This window comes from Calidifontibacter indicus (assembly GCF_003386865.1).
GTDB lineage: Bacteria > Actinomycetota > Actinomycetes > Actinomycetales > Dermatophilaceae > Yimella > Yimella indica.
Genome location: NZ_QTUA01000001.1, coordinates 601,512 through 618,316 on the forward strand (window position 1 = coordinate 601,512; position 16,805 = coordinate 618,316).

A 16,805-nucleotide genomic window follows, 5' to 3' on the forward strand; every position below is an offset into this window, starting at 1 on the left:
CCTCAGAGCCAGTCGTACTGGTGCTCCGGTCGCCCGGTCGCGCCGTACCGCAACGCCATTCGCGCCTTGCCGTCCTCGGCGAGTGCCGCCAGATAGCGCTGCGCGGTGGCCCGGGAGACGCCCACCTCGTCGGCGATCTCGGCGGCCGTGCGCGGTTCGGTCGACTGCTGCAACGCCTCGCGCACCAACTTCGCGGTGACCGGCGACTGACCCTTCGGGGTCTGCGGACGGTCGCCCTCGTGGAGGGCGAAGAACGCGGTGTCGAGGCGGTGGCGCTGGTGATCCTCGTGCGAGTGGTCGTTCAGGTGCGTCGCCGGACGGCTTGACCGCGTCACGGGCGCCACCCTGGCAGGCTGACCGAAGACCCACCGAGACGGAGGAAACGCCATGACCGACAACAGCTCCCGGTTCTCCGGACGGCTCCAGCAGCTCACCGACCGGGTCTGGGCCTGGGTGCAGCCCGACGGCACCTGGTGGCTCAACAATGCGGGTGTCGTGGCCGGCGACGACGGGATCTTCGTGGTCGACACGTGTGCCACCGAGCCGCGTACGACGGCCTTTCTCGATGCGGTCGCCGGCGCGGTCGACGGGAGCGTGCGTTGGGCGGTCAACACCCACGCCCACGGTGACCACTGCTACGGCAACTCGCTGCTGCCCGAGGATGCGACGTTGCTCGGCCACGAGTTGATGTGCGAGCAGTTGCGCACCGACCCGATCATCGACGGCTGCCCGCCGCTGTGGCAGCCGGTGCCCGACTGGGGTGCGGTCACCCGTCGCGTTCCGACGGTCTCCTTCACCGACCGGCAGACCGTCGAGATCGGCGGCGCCACAGTCGAATTGCGGCATCCCGGTCACCCGGCGCACACCACCGGTGACACCGTCGCGTGGATCCCGAGCGAGGGCGTGCTCTTCACCGGCGACCTGCTCTTCCATGGGCTCAGCCCACTGGTCTTCATGGGTTCGGTCGACGGCGCGAACAGGAGCCTCGACTGGATCGCGTCGTTCGGCGCGGCGCAGGTGGTGCCCGGGCACGGACCCGTGATCAGCGCGGCCGAACTCCCCGAGGTGATCGCCCAGCACCGCGCCTACTACGAGTTCGTTCGAGGGGTCGCGGCCGACGGCATCCGACGCGGCGTCGACCCGCTGACCGCCGCGCGTGCGGCCGACCTCGGCGAGTTCGCGACTTGGACCGACGCCGAGCGGCTCGTCCCGAACCTGCACCGTGCGTACGCCGATGCCGGGGTGGGCGAGGTGGACGTCGTCGCCGCCCTCTCCGAGGCGGTCACCTGGGCAGGCGGCCCGATGAAGACGCACGTCTAGGGTTCGAAAACAAGACGACGACAAGGGTTTTCGGGTCGTTTCGTTCGGTCGCCGGGGTCGTCGATCAAGCGGCGAAGGAGCCGGCGACCTACTGGTTGACCAGTTCGTTCTTGGTCGTGACGACCTCGATCGTGCTCGTCGGCCCCGACACGGTGATCGCGCCGGGGATGTCGGCCCAGCCGCCGCCGTCGACCGAGTACTGGCCGCCGTACGTCGTCGCCACGCTCGTCGTGTAACGACCGCGCTTGTCGTAGGCGTGCTTGATGTCGCCGTCGGGGTAGGTGCCGCCACCCGACTGGGTCGTGCCGCTCGTCGACCCGTCGCCGAAGGTGAACACGTTGTGCTTGAACGTCGGCTTGATGCGCACCTGGTGCCCGAGCAGCGTGACCGTGTTGATCTCGTTCGGCTGGAATCCGGCTGCGGGGTACTGCAATTGGAAGTAGACCGGCAGGGTCACCAGCGTCGCTCCGCCGACGGGCTGGGTCGCCACCGTGGGCTTCGCGAACGGCGTGTGCTCCCACTGCGACTTGATCATCGCCATCGTCAGTTGCGGGCGGGCCGTGTTGTTCGGGACGGCGTTCGGCCAGCAGGTGGTGCCGACGCGCTCCCAGACCTTCGTCACGTCAGGCTCCGGAATGAGCAAGCGACGGAAGATGATCGAGTACGGCCCGGGCGCGTTCGCGTCGGTGCAGGTTTGGTACGCACTCGTGCAGCCCACCTCGACCGTCGAAGTCACCGTGTTGTTGCCGCAGGCGAGGATCGTGACGTACTCGTACGGGACGACCTTCGTCACCTGCTTGCCTGCCGTGGCGTACTTGGCCTCGCCCCTGGGTGGGAGGGCACGAGTTTGTGCCTCGGTCTTTCCTGCGTACGTGCCGCCGCCGGTGTTCTGTGTACAGACGATCCCTTTGCACTTCGGAGTGCCTCCGGCGACCGTGCCCGGGTGTTGAATGAGGCCGCCAAGGCTGGTTACAGCGATCATGAGGACCGTCGCAGTGGCGCTCACGGCGTTCCTTGCTGAAGCTCGGCCACCCGCCATCCACTCGTCCAAATCAGCGTAAGGACGGCTGCTGCACGACCGAGGGGCTCGCCCTTCTCAACTACTGACCCTTTGGCATCCACAGTGTCGGTCGCCGGCTGGTCAACGGTGACGCTGACGATGACATCGCCTTCGCTTGGCAACTTTGACGCGTCGAGGACAACGAACTGGTCGCCAGAGAAGCGCTGCTTGTCGGCAACAAGCGCCGAGACGGTTTGCCGTTGCCGAACGCACGTCTTACAGCTCGGCAGCGCCAACGGCTCGAGCACCCCGACCTTCGGCTCCTTGCCGACCTTGTTCACGGTCTCCAGGTAGTACTTCGCGAAAGCGATCGCACCGGCGTCCGTCTTGTACTTGGCCTCCTCGGGCACTCCCGGCGCACCGGCGTACGTCGCGTTGCTGGTCGGGCTCTGGGTGGCGGTCGTCGTGGTCGCGGCCGTCGAAGTGGTCGACGAAGTCGCTGTCGTCGAGGTGCTCGACGGACTCGAGGATTCGGCTTCGGACGAACCGCCGGAGCAGCCCGTGAGCACGCCTCCGGCCAGCGCCAGAGCGAGAATCGGCGCAACGATGCGACCGGGTCGTGCTGTCATCGGGACCTCCCTGAACCTGCGAGCAGCCCTTGCATCTTGCGCTCCAGGCAGCGTCCGCGGCGTTTTCCACAGGTAAGGACTTGGCAAAGTCCATGGACAGGCGTGCCGTCGTACGAGATCTTTCGTGCTGTCACAGTTGGTGGATTCAGGTGCATTCAGGCGTATTCAGCAGGGGAGCAGGGGCATGAAGAGCAGGGTTCTGACGGCAATGTGTGGGGTCGTGCTGGCGGCCGGAGCGAGTGTCGCGGTGGTGCCGGAGGCGCACGCGGCGCCCGAGTTCCAGTGCGGGCCGAACAACTGGATCGGGCGCCTGGTGCCCGAGAACCCGCCGGGCGGGGCGAACTTCCACAACGCGTGCGTGCGGCACGACGCGTGTTACAGCAAGGGCAGCCGCACCAACCGGTTGACCTGCGACCAGGCGTTCCGCACCCGCATGAACAACGCGTGCACGGCGGCCGGCAAGGGCGCGACCTGTCGGGCGATCGCGTCCACCTACTACTACGCCGTCCGCGGCGCCGGCCGGTGGTACTACAAGGGCAGCGGCCTCAACAACTGACCTCGCAGGCGCCCGCCTGCTGCGTGCGAGCATGGCTGGATGAGCAGCGACGACCGCACGATGCGCGAACGGATGGAGGCGGGCGACCTCTACATCGCCGTCGATCCCGAACTCGGCGAGCTGAGCAGCCGCGCCCTCGACCTGGTTCAGGCGTACAACGCGGCCTCGGTGCGTCAGCCGGGGCTACGCCGCCGCCCCACCCGCAAACGCTGCACTTGCCTTCAGAGGCTGCGGTTGCAGCGGCAGCGTCTGAAGGTAGGTGCAGCGTTTGCGGGAAGTGTGGTCGGTCAGTCGCGGGCAGCGATCACCGCGAACGCACCGGCGAGCGCGACGTTCTTGAGGAAGTTGATCTGATGCGCCTTGCGGACGGCGGGGTCCTCGACGTTCCAGAACTGGTGCCCCGCGTACGTGGTCGGGATCAGCGACAGGATCAACCCGGCGGACGCCGTCCGCGGCAATTTGCCGAGCGCGACCGCGACACCGCCGGCCGCCATCGCCGCGCCGGAACCGCACCAGCGCTTCCGGGGCCGGCAGGCCGATGCCTTCGGCGGCCTTGACCCGGGCGCCGGGGTTCTGTGCGGCTTCGAGGCCGAGCTTGACGAACGGGGCGCCGAGCGCGACGCGACCGATGATCTCCAGGGGCTTGATGCTGACGGATCCGACGTTACAACCGGCCGGTCGAGGCGCCGCGGGTCGTCTCGCCTACGCGGTCAGGACGACGCGGCGCCGACGCCGGGTCAGTCGCGACGGATGATGGACGGGTGAACGATCCGTACGAACTGCTCACGACGCACGCCGTGCATTGGGCGGAGAACGCCGGCCGACCGCTCGACGCGACGTTGCTGAGCACGGTGCTGAACCTTCGCGACACCCACGATCGCACCCCGGGAACGTCCTGGCCGGCGGGTTCGGCGGACCACCTGATCACCGTGCGCTGGCCGGAACACCGCGCGCCCGGAGGGGCGCCCGACCACCGCGCGCCCGGAGGGGCGGCGTCCGACACCGGTGCGCTCGTCGACACGCTCGCCACGTTCTGGCAGTTCCTGAGTGCGACCGGACGGCTCGCGCCGGGGTCGGCCGACCCGTCCGACCTAGCGACGGAGGCGCGTCGCGCGCAGGAGTCGATGCCCGCAGGCCGCGCCGACCGCGCCCACCGCACCCGCCCGGCAGCCGCGGGACGCACGAAGGGCGTTACGCCGTCCGGTGACCGGATCGACAGAGAGCCCGGCGACACCGCAGCGGGCGCCACCGTCACCGACATCGACGTGCAGGCCGCCCTGCCGATCCAGGATCCAGCCGAGGTGCTCGCCGTCGTCGCACGGTCGACCTATCGGCATCGGCTCGACGGGCTGCTGGACGCCATCGGTGAGCGGGGGCGGGAGGTCACGTCTGCCGGTTGGTTGCGGCCGAAGTTCGCGGCGGAGATCATCGCGGCACTGGAGATCGACGAATGGGTCGAACGGGTGCTCGGCAGCCCACCGTCACCCTGGCGCTCGGCCGGCGACCATCTCGGCCTCGGCCTGCTCTTCTCGCCGGCGAAGGACGTCGGGCTGCTCGACTACCGGGGCAACCGCGTCGTGCACGTGCCGCGGCCAATGCAAGACGACCCAGCCGCGAGGCATGCACACGAAATCGCCCTTCTGAGCCGGCTGCATCACCACACCCATCGGCTCTTCCTCGGCGATCCGCTGCCGGGCATCGTCCTCGGTGTGCAGACCGACCGGCTGAAGACCCGCGCCGACATCGAGAGCTGGTGGCTGCAGGCGCCGGAGAACATGTTCGGCGACCTCGAGCAGTTCGGCGCCGCGGCGAAGAGCATGCGCAAGACGAGCATCAGGTGGCTGGGTTCGGCGCTGCTGTTCTGGGAGGAGGCCGGGATGCTGGTCGACCGACCCGACGGAGTTCAGGTCACCCCGCTGGGCATCGAATTCACGCGGCTCCTCCTCGACCCCGCCCGGCGAGCGGGCGACGCCTGAGGGCCGAACCTCAGTCCGACCAGACGCCGAAGAACAACGCGATCTGCGGCGGATGAGGTCCTCGAACGGCTCGATCTTCGTCGGCGCCCCGTCGAGTGCCTCGATGTACCTCGACACGGCGGGGGCTCGCTCGAGTGCCGCGGCGATGGCCTGGTTGGTCTCGTGCAGGTCGAACCGGTTCGGATCCATCCCGATGGGGAGCCCGGGGCCGTACTGGTCCTGAGGTTGCGCAGGTCCTCGACCGGCCAGAGCTGGGCGGCGAGCTCGTTCCAGCGGTGGATGCCGCCGATGTCGTCCGGCGGGCAGGCGCGCTCCCCGGCCTCGCAACGGGCGACCGGGTCGTCGGTCGCGCAGGTGCGCACATCGGTGACGCGCAGCACGTGCTCCCAGCCGTCGCCGAAGTCGTACTCGTAGTTGAGGCTGTCACCCGGCTGGCGCAGCACCTGGTCGAGGCGCACCTCGCGTTCGGGCGTGCCGGCGGTGCCCTCGTGTTCGTCGAACTCGGTCAGGAAGTAGTCGCGCTCGCTCGAACGGTTGAAGCGGTGCAGGTGACTGTTGTTCCACCCCATCGCCGCCTGGAGCACCTCGTGCAGTTGGTCGAGACGCTGGTCACCGCGCAGCTCGAGCCGGCGCCAGATCTCGGGGTTCGCGTCCTCGAGCTCGACCAGGACGGTGAGCGTGATCGGGTCGTACGGCGGCTCGGGCAGCTTGATCGGCTTGTTCACGTGCATCCCGAACCGCGAACCGTCGGGCGCTGCCTGGGGCAGGCGGTCACGGCGGAGGTCTTCGGCGAGGGCGGACAGGTCGCGGCCGGCCATGATGGCGCGGATCGCGGCGTCGAGGTCGGGCTGGTCACCGGGGGAGTTCACCCGACGAGCAAATCAGGTCGAGCGCCGATTTGCCTCCGCCCTCCCCGCAAACGCTGCACCTAGCCCCCGCAGGCGCTGCACCTGCCGTCACACGCTGCTGTTGAAACAACAGCGTGTGCTGGGAAGTGCAGCATTTGCGGAGGGGGAGGACGGTTGTCGGCGGCGTCCCGTAACCTCCCCTCGAAGGACTGAAAGGGGTGAACCGATGGGCGGTCGACCGGTGACGCTGGGCGCCTCCCCGGCCACCCAGTGCCCCGTGCGCACCCATCACGCCTTCGACCCCGACATCACGCTGATGCCGGCCGAGCAGCCGCCGGCGATCCAGGAGGCGATCGACGCCGGGCTCGCGTTCGAGCAGACGCTCTTCAACGACATCGCGAGTAGTCGCCCCGACCGGTTCTGCCTGGTCGACCAAGACTCCGGGCGGCGCGCCACCGTGCAGCAGACCCTCGACGCGATGGACGCCGGGGTGCCGGTGATCCTGCGCGGCGTGCTGCCCGACGACGTCGACGGGCACCGGGTCGGTCGACCCGACCTGCTCGTCCGACACGGCGACGACCTGCCGGCCACCTACCTGCCGGGCGAGGTGAAGCTGCACCGTTTCCTGGAGGGCAAGGCGTCCAACACCCGGAACACCTACTCGGTCACGATCGCCCCGGCGTCCGACCCGCAGGCCCGCCGCACCCTCGACCACGCGCGTCCGCGGGTCGGACGTCTGGAGAACGACGCGCTCCAACTCGCCCACTACACAAGGATGTTGGAGTCGATGGGGCGTCACCCGGGCCCGGAGCACCACGAGGCGTTCCTGGTTTCCGGCGACGACTGGGTCGGCACCTGGCAGCTCGACGAGGTGCACGGCACGTGGATCCGGCTCGACGAGCCCGCCTTCGAGACCTACTCCCGCAGCGAGTCGACCAAGAAGCGCACCGCGCTCGAGCGCTACGACCACGAGTTCGGTTTCCGGGTCGCGATCGCCGAGAACGCCGCGGCCGGCAAGCCCGCTATCGTGGTGCCGATCTACAGCTCCGAATGCGACGGGTGCCCGATGTACGCCGGGTGCGAGCCCACCTTCGCCGCCGACCCGACCACGTCGTTCGAGACCTGGCGCCCGCGGGTGCGCGAGTGGCTCGCGCTCCAAACGCTCGGCATCACCACCGTCGAACAACTCGCGGCCGTCGAGCTCACCCCCGAATGGGTCGAGCGCTACCTCGCCGAGATCGAGGGCAAGCAGGGGTGGCGCAAACGGCTCGGCCTCACCATCGAGAAGGCGCGGCTCGCCGTCGCCGGCCACACCTTGGCGTTCCGTGCCCCCGACTCCGTGCGCGCCCCCAGGGCCGACGTCGAGATCGACCTCGACATGGAGAACGACACCGCCGGACGCGTGCTCCTGTGGGGCGCGCGGCTGCGGCGGGGCGACACCGTCGCCTTCCACGCCTTCGTCGACTGGCACGAACTCACCCTCGGCGACGAGCGGGCGATCGCCGAACGCCTCGCCGACTGGCTTGTCGAACAACGGGATTCAGCGGCCGCAGCCGGCGAGTCGATCATGGTCTTCCACCACGGCGACGTCGAGCGACAGAAGCTGCGGCTCATCCTCGGGCCCAGCGCGATCAAGCACATCGGCATCCCGTTCTTCGACACCCATCAGTGGGCCGAGAAGCACCTCGTCGCCACCCGCGGCCTCGGCCTCAAGCCGCTCGCGGGCGAACTCGGCTTCGAGTGGCGCGACGACGATCCGGGCGGCCGCAACTGCCAACTCTGGGTCGACGAGGCGCGCGCCACCTCCGACGCCGAGCAGCGCGCCGGGCTGCAGCAGCGGGTGCTCGACTACAACGAAGACGACACCGCCGCCACCGCGTGGATCCGCGACCACACCGCCGACCTCGTCAGCCTTACCGAACTGGAGGGCGCATGACCCTCCACGTCCACCGCAGCGACCGGCCGGACCAACTCGCCGCGGGCCTGGCCGCGATGCTGCGCGACGCCCCCGCCGACGTCTTCAGCGCCGAGGTCGTCATCGTGCCCGCCCGCGGCGTCGAACGCTGGCTCGGCCAACGGCTGTCGCACACCCTCGGTGCTTCCGACGCCAAGGACGACGGCATCTGTGCCGGTCTGCAGGTGCTCACCCCGGCGTCGCTGGTGGGTCTGTTGCTCTCGCGCGACCGCGACGACCCGTGGCACAGCGACCGGCTCGTGTGGGCCACCCTCGACGCGATCGACGACCTCTGCGGAACACCGGGATTCGAGGCGATCACCCGCCACCTCGGAGCGGGGGAGGAGATCACCGGCGACCCGGCCGCCGAGTGGGAGCGCAAGGCGCGTCAGGCGCGCCGCTACGTCGTGGCGCGGCGCATCGCCGGCTTGTTCGCGGCCTACGCCCGCGACCGTCCGCAGATGCTCGCCAAGTGGGAACGCGGCGACGCCACCGACGGCTACGGACAGTCGCTGCCGCCCGACCTCACCTGGCAACCGCCGCTGTGGCGGCACGTCGTCGAGCTCACCCTCGACCGTCACCGGCTCGACGAGTCGGTCACCGAACGCCACCACCGGGTCGTCCGTGGTCTCACCGACGGTTCGATCGATCCCGATCTGCCGCAACGGGTTTCGTTCTTCGGATACACCCGGTTCACCCGCGCCGATCGCGAACTCATCCAGGCGCTCGCGACCACGCGTGACGTGCACCTGTGGCTGCCGCACCCCTCGCCGTCGCTGTGGGACGACATCGCCGCCGTCCGGCCCGCCGATGCCGTGCCCGCCCGGGTCGACGACGCCAGCGCGCTCACCGCCCGCAACCCGCTGCTGGCCACCCTCGCCCGCGACGTGCGCGAGCTCGAGCAGAACCTCCTGTCGATGCAGCCGACCATCACGGCTCCGCACCCTTACGAGGAAACTGTCGAGAGTCGTCTTTCGTTGCTGCAGAGCGATATCCGACACAACCAAGGCCCTGACCCAGCCCGCGAGGGTGCCGCCGACGATCTCTCCTTCCAGGTGCACGCCTGCCACGGCCGACCGCGCCAGGTGGAGGTGCTGCGCGAGGTGCTCACCTGGATGCTCGCGGAGGGCCAGGGCGGCCTCCAACCCCGCGACATCGTCGTGATGTGCCCCGACATCGAGGCGTTCGCGCCGCTGCTGCAGGCCACCTTCGGGCTCACCGCGGTCACCTCCGACGACGGCCCCGATGTGCACCCCCACCCCGGCCAGCAGCTGCGGCTGCAGTTGGCCGACCGTGCGCTCGGCGCCACCAACCCGTTGTTCGACCTCGCCCAGCGCCTCATCGCGATCGTCGCCGGACGCCTCACCGCCACCGAGGTGCTCGACCTCGCCGGTCACGAATCGGTGCGCCACCGTTTCGGATTCGACGACGACGCGCTCAGCCGCATCGGCACCTGGGTGGAGGAGGTCGACGTGCGGTGGGGGTTCGACGGCACCCACCGCGCTGAGTACGGCCTGCGTGGGTTCGAGGGCTACACCTGGACCCCGGCGATGGACCGGCTCGCGCTCGGCGTCGCGGTCGGCCGGGGCTCGGCCGGGGCCGCCATCGACCATGCGCCGGTCGACGACATCGGCAGCCGCGAGGTCGAACTCGTCGGCCGCTTCCTCGAACTGCTCGAGCGCGTGAAGCGCGCCGCCGACGACGTGCGCGGACGCGGCGAGGTGCTCAAATCGGCCGACGGCAGCTTCCCGACCACGCAGTGGATGGCGTGGTTGAAGGACACCGTGCACGCCCTCGCCGACGTGCCGTTCGACGACCGGTGGCAGCTCGCCCAGATCGATCGCGAACTCGACGCCGTGGCGGCGGCCGCCGGCGATGTTTCGTTGCGACTCAGTGACATCCGCATGCTGCTCGAGCAGCGCTGGGGTGGTCGCCCGAGCCGCTCCAACTTCCGCACCGGCGCGATCACGGTCTGCTCGATGGTGCCCATGCGGTCGGTGCCGCACCAGGCGGTCGTGGTGCTCGGCCTCGACGACGGCCTCTACCCGCGCTCGCCGGTGATCGACGGCGACGACGTGCTCGCCCGCCGTCCGCACGTCGGTGAGCGCGACCTGCGCAGCGAAGACCGGCAGTTGCTGCTCGACGCGGTGATGGCCGCCGAGAAGTACTTCGTGGCGATCTACGCCGGGTTCGACGAGCGCAGCGGTGCGCGGCGACCGCCGGCCGTGCCGTTGCAGGAACTCATCGCGGTGGCCCGGCGCACCGACGCCGCGGCTTCCTGCGGGGCGGACGAAGCCGAGCTGCCGTTCGTCCGGCAGCACCCCCTGCAGGCCTTCGACGAACGCAACTTCACCGACGATGCGCCGATACCCGGCGGCACCTTCGACCGTCCCAGCCTCGACGGCGCGCTCGCGCTGCGCCGGTTCCGGGAGTCGCCGTCCGCGCCGCCGCCGTTCGTGCCCGGGCTGCTCGCGCCGCTCCCCTCGGACACGGTGACGATCGACGAGCTCACCGGCTTTCTGCACAACCCCGCCCGCGACTTCCTGCGCGGCCGACTCGGCATCTTCGTGCCCCGCGACGTCGACCCGATCGACGACTCCGTGCCGATCGCGCTCGACTCGCTGCAGACCTGGCAGATCGGCGACCGGGCACTGCAGCAGGTGGTGCGTGGTGCCACCGTCGACGCCGCGCTGCAGCAGGAAGACCGGCGCGGCAGCTTCCCGCCCGGGTCGCTCGGCGCCAAAGCCCGCGCCGACGTGCAGTCCGACCTCACCGCGCTGGCCCGGGGCATCCACCGGCCCGACGATCCGCCGGTGCGTTCGGTCGACATCAGGCTCGACCTGCAGACGACCGACGAAGCCGGCACGCCCGGCGGCGCCGTCCGTTTCACCGGTGTGGTCAGCGGACTCTACGGCGACGAGCTGCGCCAGCACACCTTCTCCAGGGTCGGTGCGCGACAACTGATCTCGGCGTGGGTGCAACTGCTCGCGGTCGCCGCGACCGAGCCTGATCACGACCACCACGCCGTGCTCAACGGACGCAAAGGCACGATGCGGCTGCGGTCGCCGGGGGCGGCCGCGCCGCAGTTGCTCGCCGACCTGGCACAGCTGCGGGCGCTCGGCCAGCGGTACCCGATGGGGGTGCCGCCGAAGACCGCCTACGCCTTCACCAAGGGCAACCGGATCCGCCTGCTGCGCGGCGACCCCGCCGAGGCGCTGCTGCTGCAGTTCGCGCGCAATGACTGGGAGGGCGACCGCTTCGACGGCGAGAACGCCGACCCCTACTGGGTGAAGATCCTCGGCCGGGGCGCGCCGATCGACGACATCGCGGTCGCGCTGCGCCGGTTCGCCCGACGCATCTGGCTGCCCCTGCTGGAACACCTGGACGACGCATGAACCAGAACCAGACCCCACCCGTGACCGACACCTTCGACATCACCGGCGACCTGCCGGCGTCCGGCGTCACCCTCATAGAGGCCAGCGCCGGCACCGGCAAGACCTGGACGGTGGCCGCGCTCGCCACCCGCTACGTCGCCGAACGCGGCATGCCGCTCGACCAGCTGTTGGTCGTCACTTTCAGTCGGGCCGCCAGCCAGGAACTGCGCGAACGGGTGCGCGCACGGCTGGAGGAAACCCTCACCCTGCTCGAGTCGGGTGACCCCAGCGACGACCCGCTCGTGGCCCACCTACGCGACTGCGACACAAATGAATTGGCGCTCCGAGTGCGGCGTCTGCGCGCGGCGGTCGCCGACTTCGACACCGCGACGATCGCCACCATCCACCAGTTCTGCCACTACGTGCTGCGCGGCCTGGGCGTCGCGGGCGACTCCGATCCGGGCGCGACGCTCGCCGAAGACCTGGCCGACCTGCAGGAAGACGTGATCGACGACCTCTTCCTCGCCACCCACCTCGCCGATCCGTCCGGCACCCCGGCCCACGACGTCGTCCGCAAAGACAGTCGGCACGCACTGGCGAACCCCGGCGCGGTGCTGCACCCGCACAATGCGGCGGGTGCCCTCGGCCCGCGCCTGGCGTTGGTGCGGCGGGTGCTGGAGGAGTTCCGGCGACGCAAACGGCGGGCGTCGGTGCTCTCCTACGACGACCTGCTCGAACAACTCGCCGCCGCGCTCGAAGACGAGCACGGGCCGGCCCGGCAACGCATGCGCGACCGCTGGTCGGTGGTGCTCGTCGACGAGTTCCAGGACACCGATCCGGTGCAGTGGCAGGTGTTTTCGCGCGCCTTCGCCCACCCCGACATCTCGCTGCTGCTCATCGGCGACCCCAAGCAGGCGATCTACGCCTTCCGCGGCGGCGACATCCACACCTACCTGCAGGCGGCCGCGACGGCCGACCGGCGCACCTCGCTGCCCACCAACTTCCGCAGCGACGAACCGCTGGTGCGTTCGCTGCAGACCCTGATGAACGGTGTGGCACTGTCCGAGGGCATCGTCGTGCACCCCGTCACCGCCCACCACCAGGGTCACCGGCTGGCCGGCGCCCCCGACAACACCCCGATCCGACTGCGCGCCTGGCCGATGCACGACGGTGACCGCCAGCCCGGCATCGGCGATGTGCGCGCCCAGATCTACCCCGACGTCGCCGACGACATCCAGCGGTTGCTGGCGTCCGGCGCAACCCTCGACGGCCGACCCGTGCAACCGCACGACATCGCGGTGCTGTGCCACTTCACCAAAGACCTCGCCGGCATCCGGAAGGAGTTGCAGCACAGGGGGATCCCCTCGGTGCTCGGCTCCAACGAGTCGGTGCTGCGCACCCCCGCGGCCGAGGCCTGGCTCGAACTCCTGATGGCGTTGGAGCAGCCGCACCGCCCCGAACGCGTGCGCCTCGCGGCACTCACCCCGTTCATCGGCCTCACCGCGGCCGAGCTCGACGAGCAGGGCGAAGCCGGCGTCGAAACCGTTGCGGCCCAGATCCGTTCGCTGATCAGTGCGTTCCACCGCGGCGGCGTGGCCGGGGTGCTCGACGTCGCCCGCAGCCACGGCCTCGCACAACGCTTGCTCGGCCGCCTCGGCGGTGAACGCGAACTCACCGACATCGAGCACTGCGCCCAGGTGCTGCAGGAGCAGGTGCTCGGTGGCACGACCGGGCTCGCGTCGCTGGTCGCGTGGATGATGAAGCAGGCGGCCGACGACGCGATCGCCCCCGCCGACTCGCGCATCCTGCGGCTCGACTCCGACGCGCTCGCGGTCACCTTGTCGACGATCCACTCCAGCAAGGGGCTGCAGTACCCGATCGTCTACGCGCCGTTCCTGTTCAACAACTGGCTGTCCGACAAGGAGCACGCGGTGATCGTGCACCGCGACGGACGCCGCGTGCTCTCCTTCGACCCCGCCGACCTCGGCGGTGCCGAGCGGCGAGCCGACGACCTCGGCGAACACATGCGGCTCAGCTACGTGGCGATGACCCGGGCCCAGTCGCAGCTGGTGCTGTGGTGGGCGCCCAGCTACGACAGCCGCAACGCCGGGCTGCACCGGCTGCTGTTCGGGCAGACCGACTCACCCGAAGCGCTCGACACGCTGCTCCAGGAGCGCACCGACCGACCGCACCTCGCCCCGGCCATCGCCATCCCCGACCCGTTGCCGAAACCGTCGCCCGCGTCGATCAACCGCACGCTGCAGGTCTGGACCGACCATGACACCTTCAGCCTGGCCGAGATCGGGTCTGGTGACGCGCCGGCGAAGGCGGAGGTGGTGCGTGCCACCAGCCGCCTCGCAGCCCGTTCGTTCGACCCGTCCGTGATCGACCGAGCCTGGCGCCGCACGTCCTACTCGGGTCTGTCGGCCGCGCACGAACTCGCGGCCGCCGACCACTCCGAGCCCGAGGACGACGTGCTCGGCCGCGCCGACGAGGAGGCCGTCACGATCACCGCACCCGCGCAGACCGGCGACCCGGCGCTCGCCGCGCCGTCGCCGATGGCCGATCAACCCGTGGGCGCGACCTTCGGTTCGTTGGTGCACGGCGTGCTCGAACATGCCGACCTGCAGGCGTCCGACCTGCGCGCCCATCTCGCCGAGCAGGTGCGCGAACAGTTGGTGCAATGGCCGGTGGAGGTGAGCGTCCAACTGCTCGCCGATGCGCTCCATGCGGTCTGCACCACGCCGTTGGGCGTCGACGACGACGCGCCCCGGCTGGCCGACATCCTCGGCACCGATCGCTTCGCCGAGATGGACTTCGAACTCCCGCTCGCCGGTGGCGACCGACCGCACGGACGCCCGGTGCTGGGTGACATGGCCGACGTGCTCGACGCCCGGCTCGCCGCCGACGACCCGCTGCGGCCCTTCGCGGCCGCGCTGCGCGACGAGTCGTACGGCGCACAGACCCTCCTGGGCTACCTCACCGGTTCGGTCGACCTCACCTTCCGGCACGACGGCCGCTACTACGTCGTCGACTACAAGACCAACTGGCTCGGTCTGCCCGGCGAACCGCTCACGCTGGCCGACTACACCCCGTCGCGGCTCGCCGCGGCGATGAACGGATCCTCCTACCCGTTGCAGGCGATCCTGTATTCCGTGGTGCTGCACCGGTATCTGCGCTGGCGGCTGCCCGGCTACGACCCGGCGGAGCACTTCGGCGGTGTCATGTACCTCTACCTGCGCGGCATGGCCGGGCCCGACACCCCGGTGGTCGAGGGCGGGCGCTGCGGCATCTTCTCCTGGCAACCGCCCGCGGGGCTGCTCGACGAACTGTCCGACCTGCTCGACGGAGGTGGGCGATGAGCACCGAAACCAGCGACACCACCCTCGCGGCGGTCAGCCGTAACGCCACTGGACGTCTCGCCACCCTCAACCGGGCCGGCATCCTCGACGGCAGCGACTGCATCGCCACCGCGCGGGTCTGCGGCACGGTCGGGGAGGGCGTCGAGTCGGACGCCGCGCTGGCGTTGGCGTTCACGGTGCGTGCCGTGCGGGAAGGGTCGACCGCGCTCGACCTCGCCGATGTGGCAACGATCAGCACGGCCGATGAGACCGCCGACGAGGACGGCGGCGACCTCGGTGAAGGCGACCTCGGGGAGATCGACAGCCTCGACCCCGCGACCGTCGCCGATCTGGTGGAGTTGCCCGAGATCCAGGCATGGCGTGGCGCGCTGGCCACGAGTCCACTGTTGCGCGACCAGGTGCTGCATCTCGACCTCGACCTCGTCTACCTCGATCGGTACCTGCTCGACGAGCGGCGCATCGCGGCCGCCCTCACCGAGCGTGACCCGGCGCAGCTGCCACCGGTCGACCCGGTCGCGGTCGATGCCGACCTCGCCGGCAGCGAACTCAACGACGAGCAGCAGGCGGCGGTGCGGTCGGTGGCCACCCGGCCGGTCACCGTGCTCACCGGTGGTCCCGGCATGGGCAAGACCCACGCGATCGGGCAGGTGCTGCGCACGATGGCGCGGGCCTCCGGCGGGGCGTTGCGCATCGGTCTCGCGGCGCCGACCGGCAAGGCGGCCGCGCGGATGAACGAGGCACTCGGGGCGTTGACCGACGACGGCACGGTGCGGCCCGGCGTCACCCTGCACCGGTTGCTCGGACCGCTGCCCGGCACCAACCTGCGGTTCAAGCACGGCACCGGCAACCCGTTGCCCTACGACCTGGTGGTCGTCGACGAGGCGTCGATGGTGTCGCTCAACCTGATGGCGCGGCTGTGCGAGGCGTTACCGGCCACCGCGCGGCTGCTGCTCGTCGGCGACCCCGACCAGTTGGCGTCGGTCGAGGCGGGCTCGGTGCTCGCCGATGTCGTTGCGGGGCTGGCCGATTCGGGCGCCGTGGTGCGCCTCGTGCGCGACTACCGGATGGGTGACGACCGTGCCCTGCTCGCCGCGGCCTTCCGATCCGGTGAGCCGGCGCGGGTGTGTGCGGTGATCGCCGAGGCGAGCACCGGCGTCCGTCTGATCGAGACCGATGCGCCGACGATGGACGACCTGCCGCAGGTGCTCGACCACGCGCTCGCCCTGCGCGAGGCGGCGGCCCGCGGCGACCTCGCCGGGGCGCTCGACCGGCTCGGACGGCTGCGCCTGCTGTGCGCTCACCGGGACGGTCCGCATGGCGCGACCCACTGGAACCGGCTCGTCGAGCAGGAGCTCGCCAAGCATGTGCCCGACGTGCGCCCGAACAGCATGTACATCGGTCGGCCGCTGCTGGTCACCCGCAACGATCACGGGCTCGGACTCAACAACGGCGACGCCGGCGTCGTCGTGCACACCCCCGACGGGCTGCGCGCGGTGATCGAGACCGGGCGCGGCCCCGAGTTGCACCCGCCGTGGCGGCTGTCGGACGTCGAGACCATGCACGCGATGACGGTGCACAAGGCGCAGGGCAGCCAGGCCGACGAGATCGTCGTGATCGTGCCGCCGATCGAGTCGAAGCTGCTCACTCGCGAGCTCGTCTACACCGCGGTCACCCGCCCGCAACGGCAGCTCACGCTCGTCGGGTCGATGGCCGCCGTCGAGCAGGCGGTCGCCACACCGGCCCGGCGCACCTCGGGGCTGCGGCAACGCCTGCACGGCTGACTCGT

The 16,805-nt window shown here is 70.4% G+C and carries 13 protein-coding genes; 8 read left to right on the top strand and 5 right to left on the bottom strand.

Features of this window, described 5'->3' with window-relative positions; translation table 11 throughout:
* Positions 1 to 2: 2 nt before the first annotated feature.
* Positions 3 to 335 (bottom strand): DUF7342 family protein, encoded by a 333-nt coding sequence (locus tag DFJ65_RS02840; RefSeq protein WP_245949951.1) that lies wholly within the window; start codon positions 333 to 335, stop codon positions 3 to 5.
* A gap of 52 nt (positions 336 to 387) precedes the next feature.
* Here DFJ65_RS02840 and DFJ65_RS02845 point away from each other — a divergent pair, with 52 nt between their 5' ends.
* The gene (locus DFJ65_RS02845; protein ID WP_115921713.1) at positions 388 to 1,320 is read left to right on the top strand and encodes an MBL fold metallo-hydrolase; all 933 of its coding nucleotides are present in this window, start codon (positions 388 to 390) and stop codon (positions 1,318 to 1,320) included.
* 88 nt (positions 1,321 to 1,408) lie between these two features.
* On the opposite strand, the gene DFJ65_RS02850 is transcribed toward DFJ65_RS02845, so the two are convergent.
* Positions 1,409 to 2,113, bottom strand: a complete 705-nt coding sequence (locus tag DFJ65_RS02850) for a hypothetical protein (RefSeq protein ID WP_115921714.1) — start codon at positions 2,111 to 2,113, stop codon at positions 1,409 to 1,411.
* 209 nt (positions 2,114 to 2,322) lie between these two features.
* Entirely contained in the window at positions 2,323 to 2,949 is a 627-nt protein-coding gene (locus DFJ65_RS02855) for a DUF6318 family protein (protein ID WP_281269837.1), read from the bottom strand.
* A gap of 184 nt (positions 2,950 to 3,133) precedes the next feature.
* On the opposite strand from DFJ65_RS02855, the gene DFJ65_RS02860 reads away from it, so the two are divergent.
* Positions 3,134 to 3,505 (top strand): phospholipase A2, encoded by a 372-nt coding sequence (locus DFJ65_RS02860; RefSeq protein ID WP_115921716.1) that lies wholly within the window; start codon positions 3,134 to 3,136, stop codon positions 3,503 to 3,505.
* A 72-nt stretch (positions 3,506 to 3,577) separates the two neighbouring features.
* Entirely contained in the window at positions 3,578 to 3,859 is a 282-nt protein-coding gene (locus tag DFJ65_RS02865) for a maltose acetyltransferase domain-containing protein (protein WP_245950362.1), read from the top strand.
* On the opposite strand, the gene DFJ65_RS17940 is transcribed toward DFJ65_RS02865, so the two are convergent.
* Positions 3,793 to 3,999: a hypothetical protein gene (locus tag DFJ65_RS17940; protein ID WP_245949952.1), complete on the bottom strand. Its 207-nt coding sequence runs from the start codon at positions 3,997 to 3,999 to the stop codon at positions 3,793 to 3,795. The genes DFJ65_RS02865 and DFJ65_RS17940 overlap by 67 nt on opposite strands.
* Before the next feature lie 267 nt (positions 4,000 to 4,266).
* Between DFJ65_RS17940 and DFJ65_RS02875 the strand changes: the two genes are divergently transcribed.
* Positions 4,267 to 5,481, top strand: a complete 1,215-nt coding sequence (locus DFJ65_RS02875) for a hypothetical protein (protein ID WP_115921717.1) — start codon at positions 4,267 to 4,269, stop codon at positions 5,479 to 5,481.
* On the opposite strand, the gene DFJ65_RS02880 is transcribed toward DFJ65_RS02875, so the two are convergent.
* Positions 5,409 to 6,350 (bottom strand): plasmid pRiA4b ORF-3 family protein, encoded by a 942-nt coding sequence (locus tag DFJ65_RS02880; protein WP_147301284.1) that lies wholly within the window; start codon positions 6,348 to 6,350, stop codon positions 5,409 to 5,411. The two genes, DFJ65_RS02875 and DFJ65_RS02880, sit on opposite strands and share 73 nt — an antisense overlap.
* 205 nt (positions 6,351 to 6,555) lie before the next feature.
* Here DFJ65_RS02880 and DFJ65_RS02885 point away from each other — a divergent pair, with 205 nt between their 5' ends.
* From DFJ65_RS02885 to recD, 4 genes are read left to right on the top strand one after another with little or no spacing between them, the layout of a single operon-like run.
* Positions 6,556 to 8,265, top strand: coding sequence for a ribonuclease H-like domain-containing protein (locus DFJ65_RS02885; RefSeq protein WP_170143967.1), 1,710 nt, complete (start codon positions 6,556 to 6,558; stop codon positions 8,263 to 8,265).
* The gene (recC, locus tag DFJ65_RS02890; RefSeq protein WP_115921720.1) at positions 8,262 to 11,678 is read left to right on the top strand and encodes an exodeoxyribonuclease V subunit gamma; all 3,417 of its coding nucleotides are present in this window, start codon (positions 8,262 to 8,264) and stop codon (positions 11,676 to 11,678) included. The genes DFJ65_RS02885 and recC overlap by 4 nt, the downstream gene beginning before the upstream one ends.
* Positions 11,675 to 15,019 (top strand): UvrD-helicase domain-containing protein, encoded by a 3,345-nt coding sequence (locus DFJ65_RS02895; RefSeq protein WP_115921721.1) that lies wholly within the window; start codon positions 11,675 to 11,677, stop codon positions 15,017 to 15,019. Before recC ends, DFJ65_RS02895 begins: the two co-directional genes overlap by 4 nt.
* On the top strand, positions 15,016 to 16,800 hold the full coding sequence (gene recD / locus DFJ65_RS02900) for an exodeoxyribonuclease V subunit alpha (protein ID WP_115921722.1): 1,785 nt from the start codon (positions 15,016 to 15,018) through the stop codon (positions 16,798 to 16,800). The genes DFJ65_RS02895 and recD overlap by 4 nt, the downstream gene beginning before the upstream one ends.
* The last annotated feature ends 5 nt before the right edge of the window (positions 16,801 to 16,805 follow it).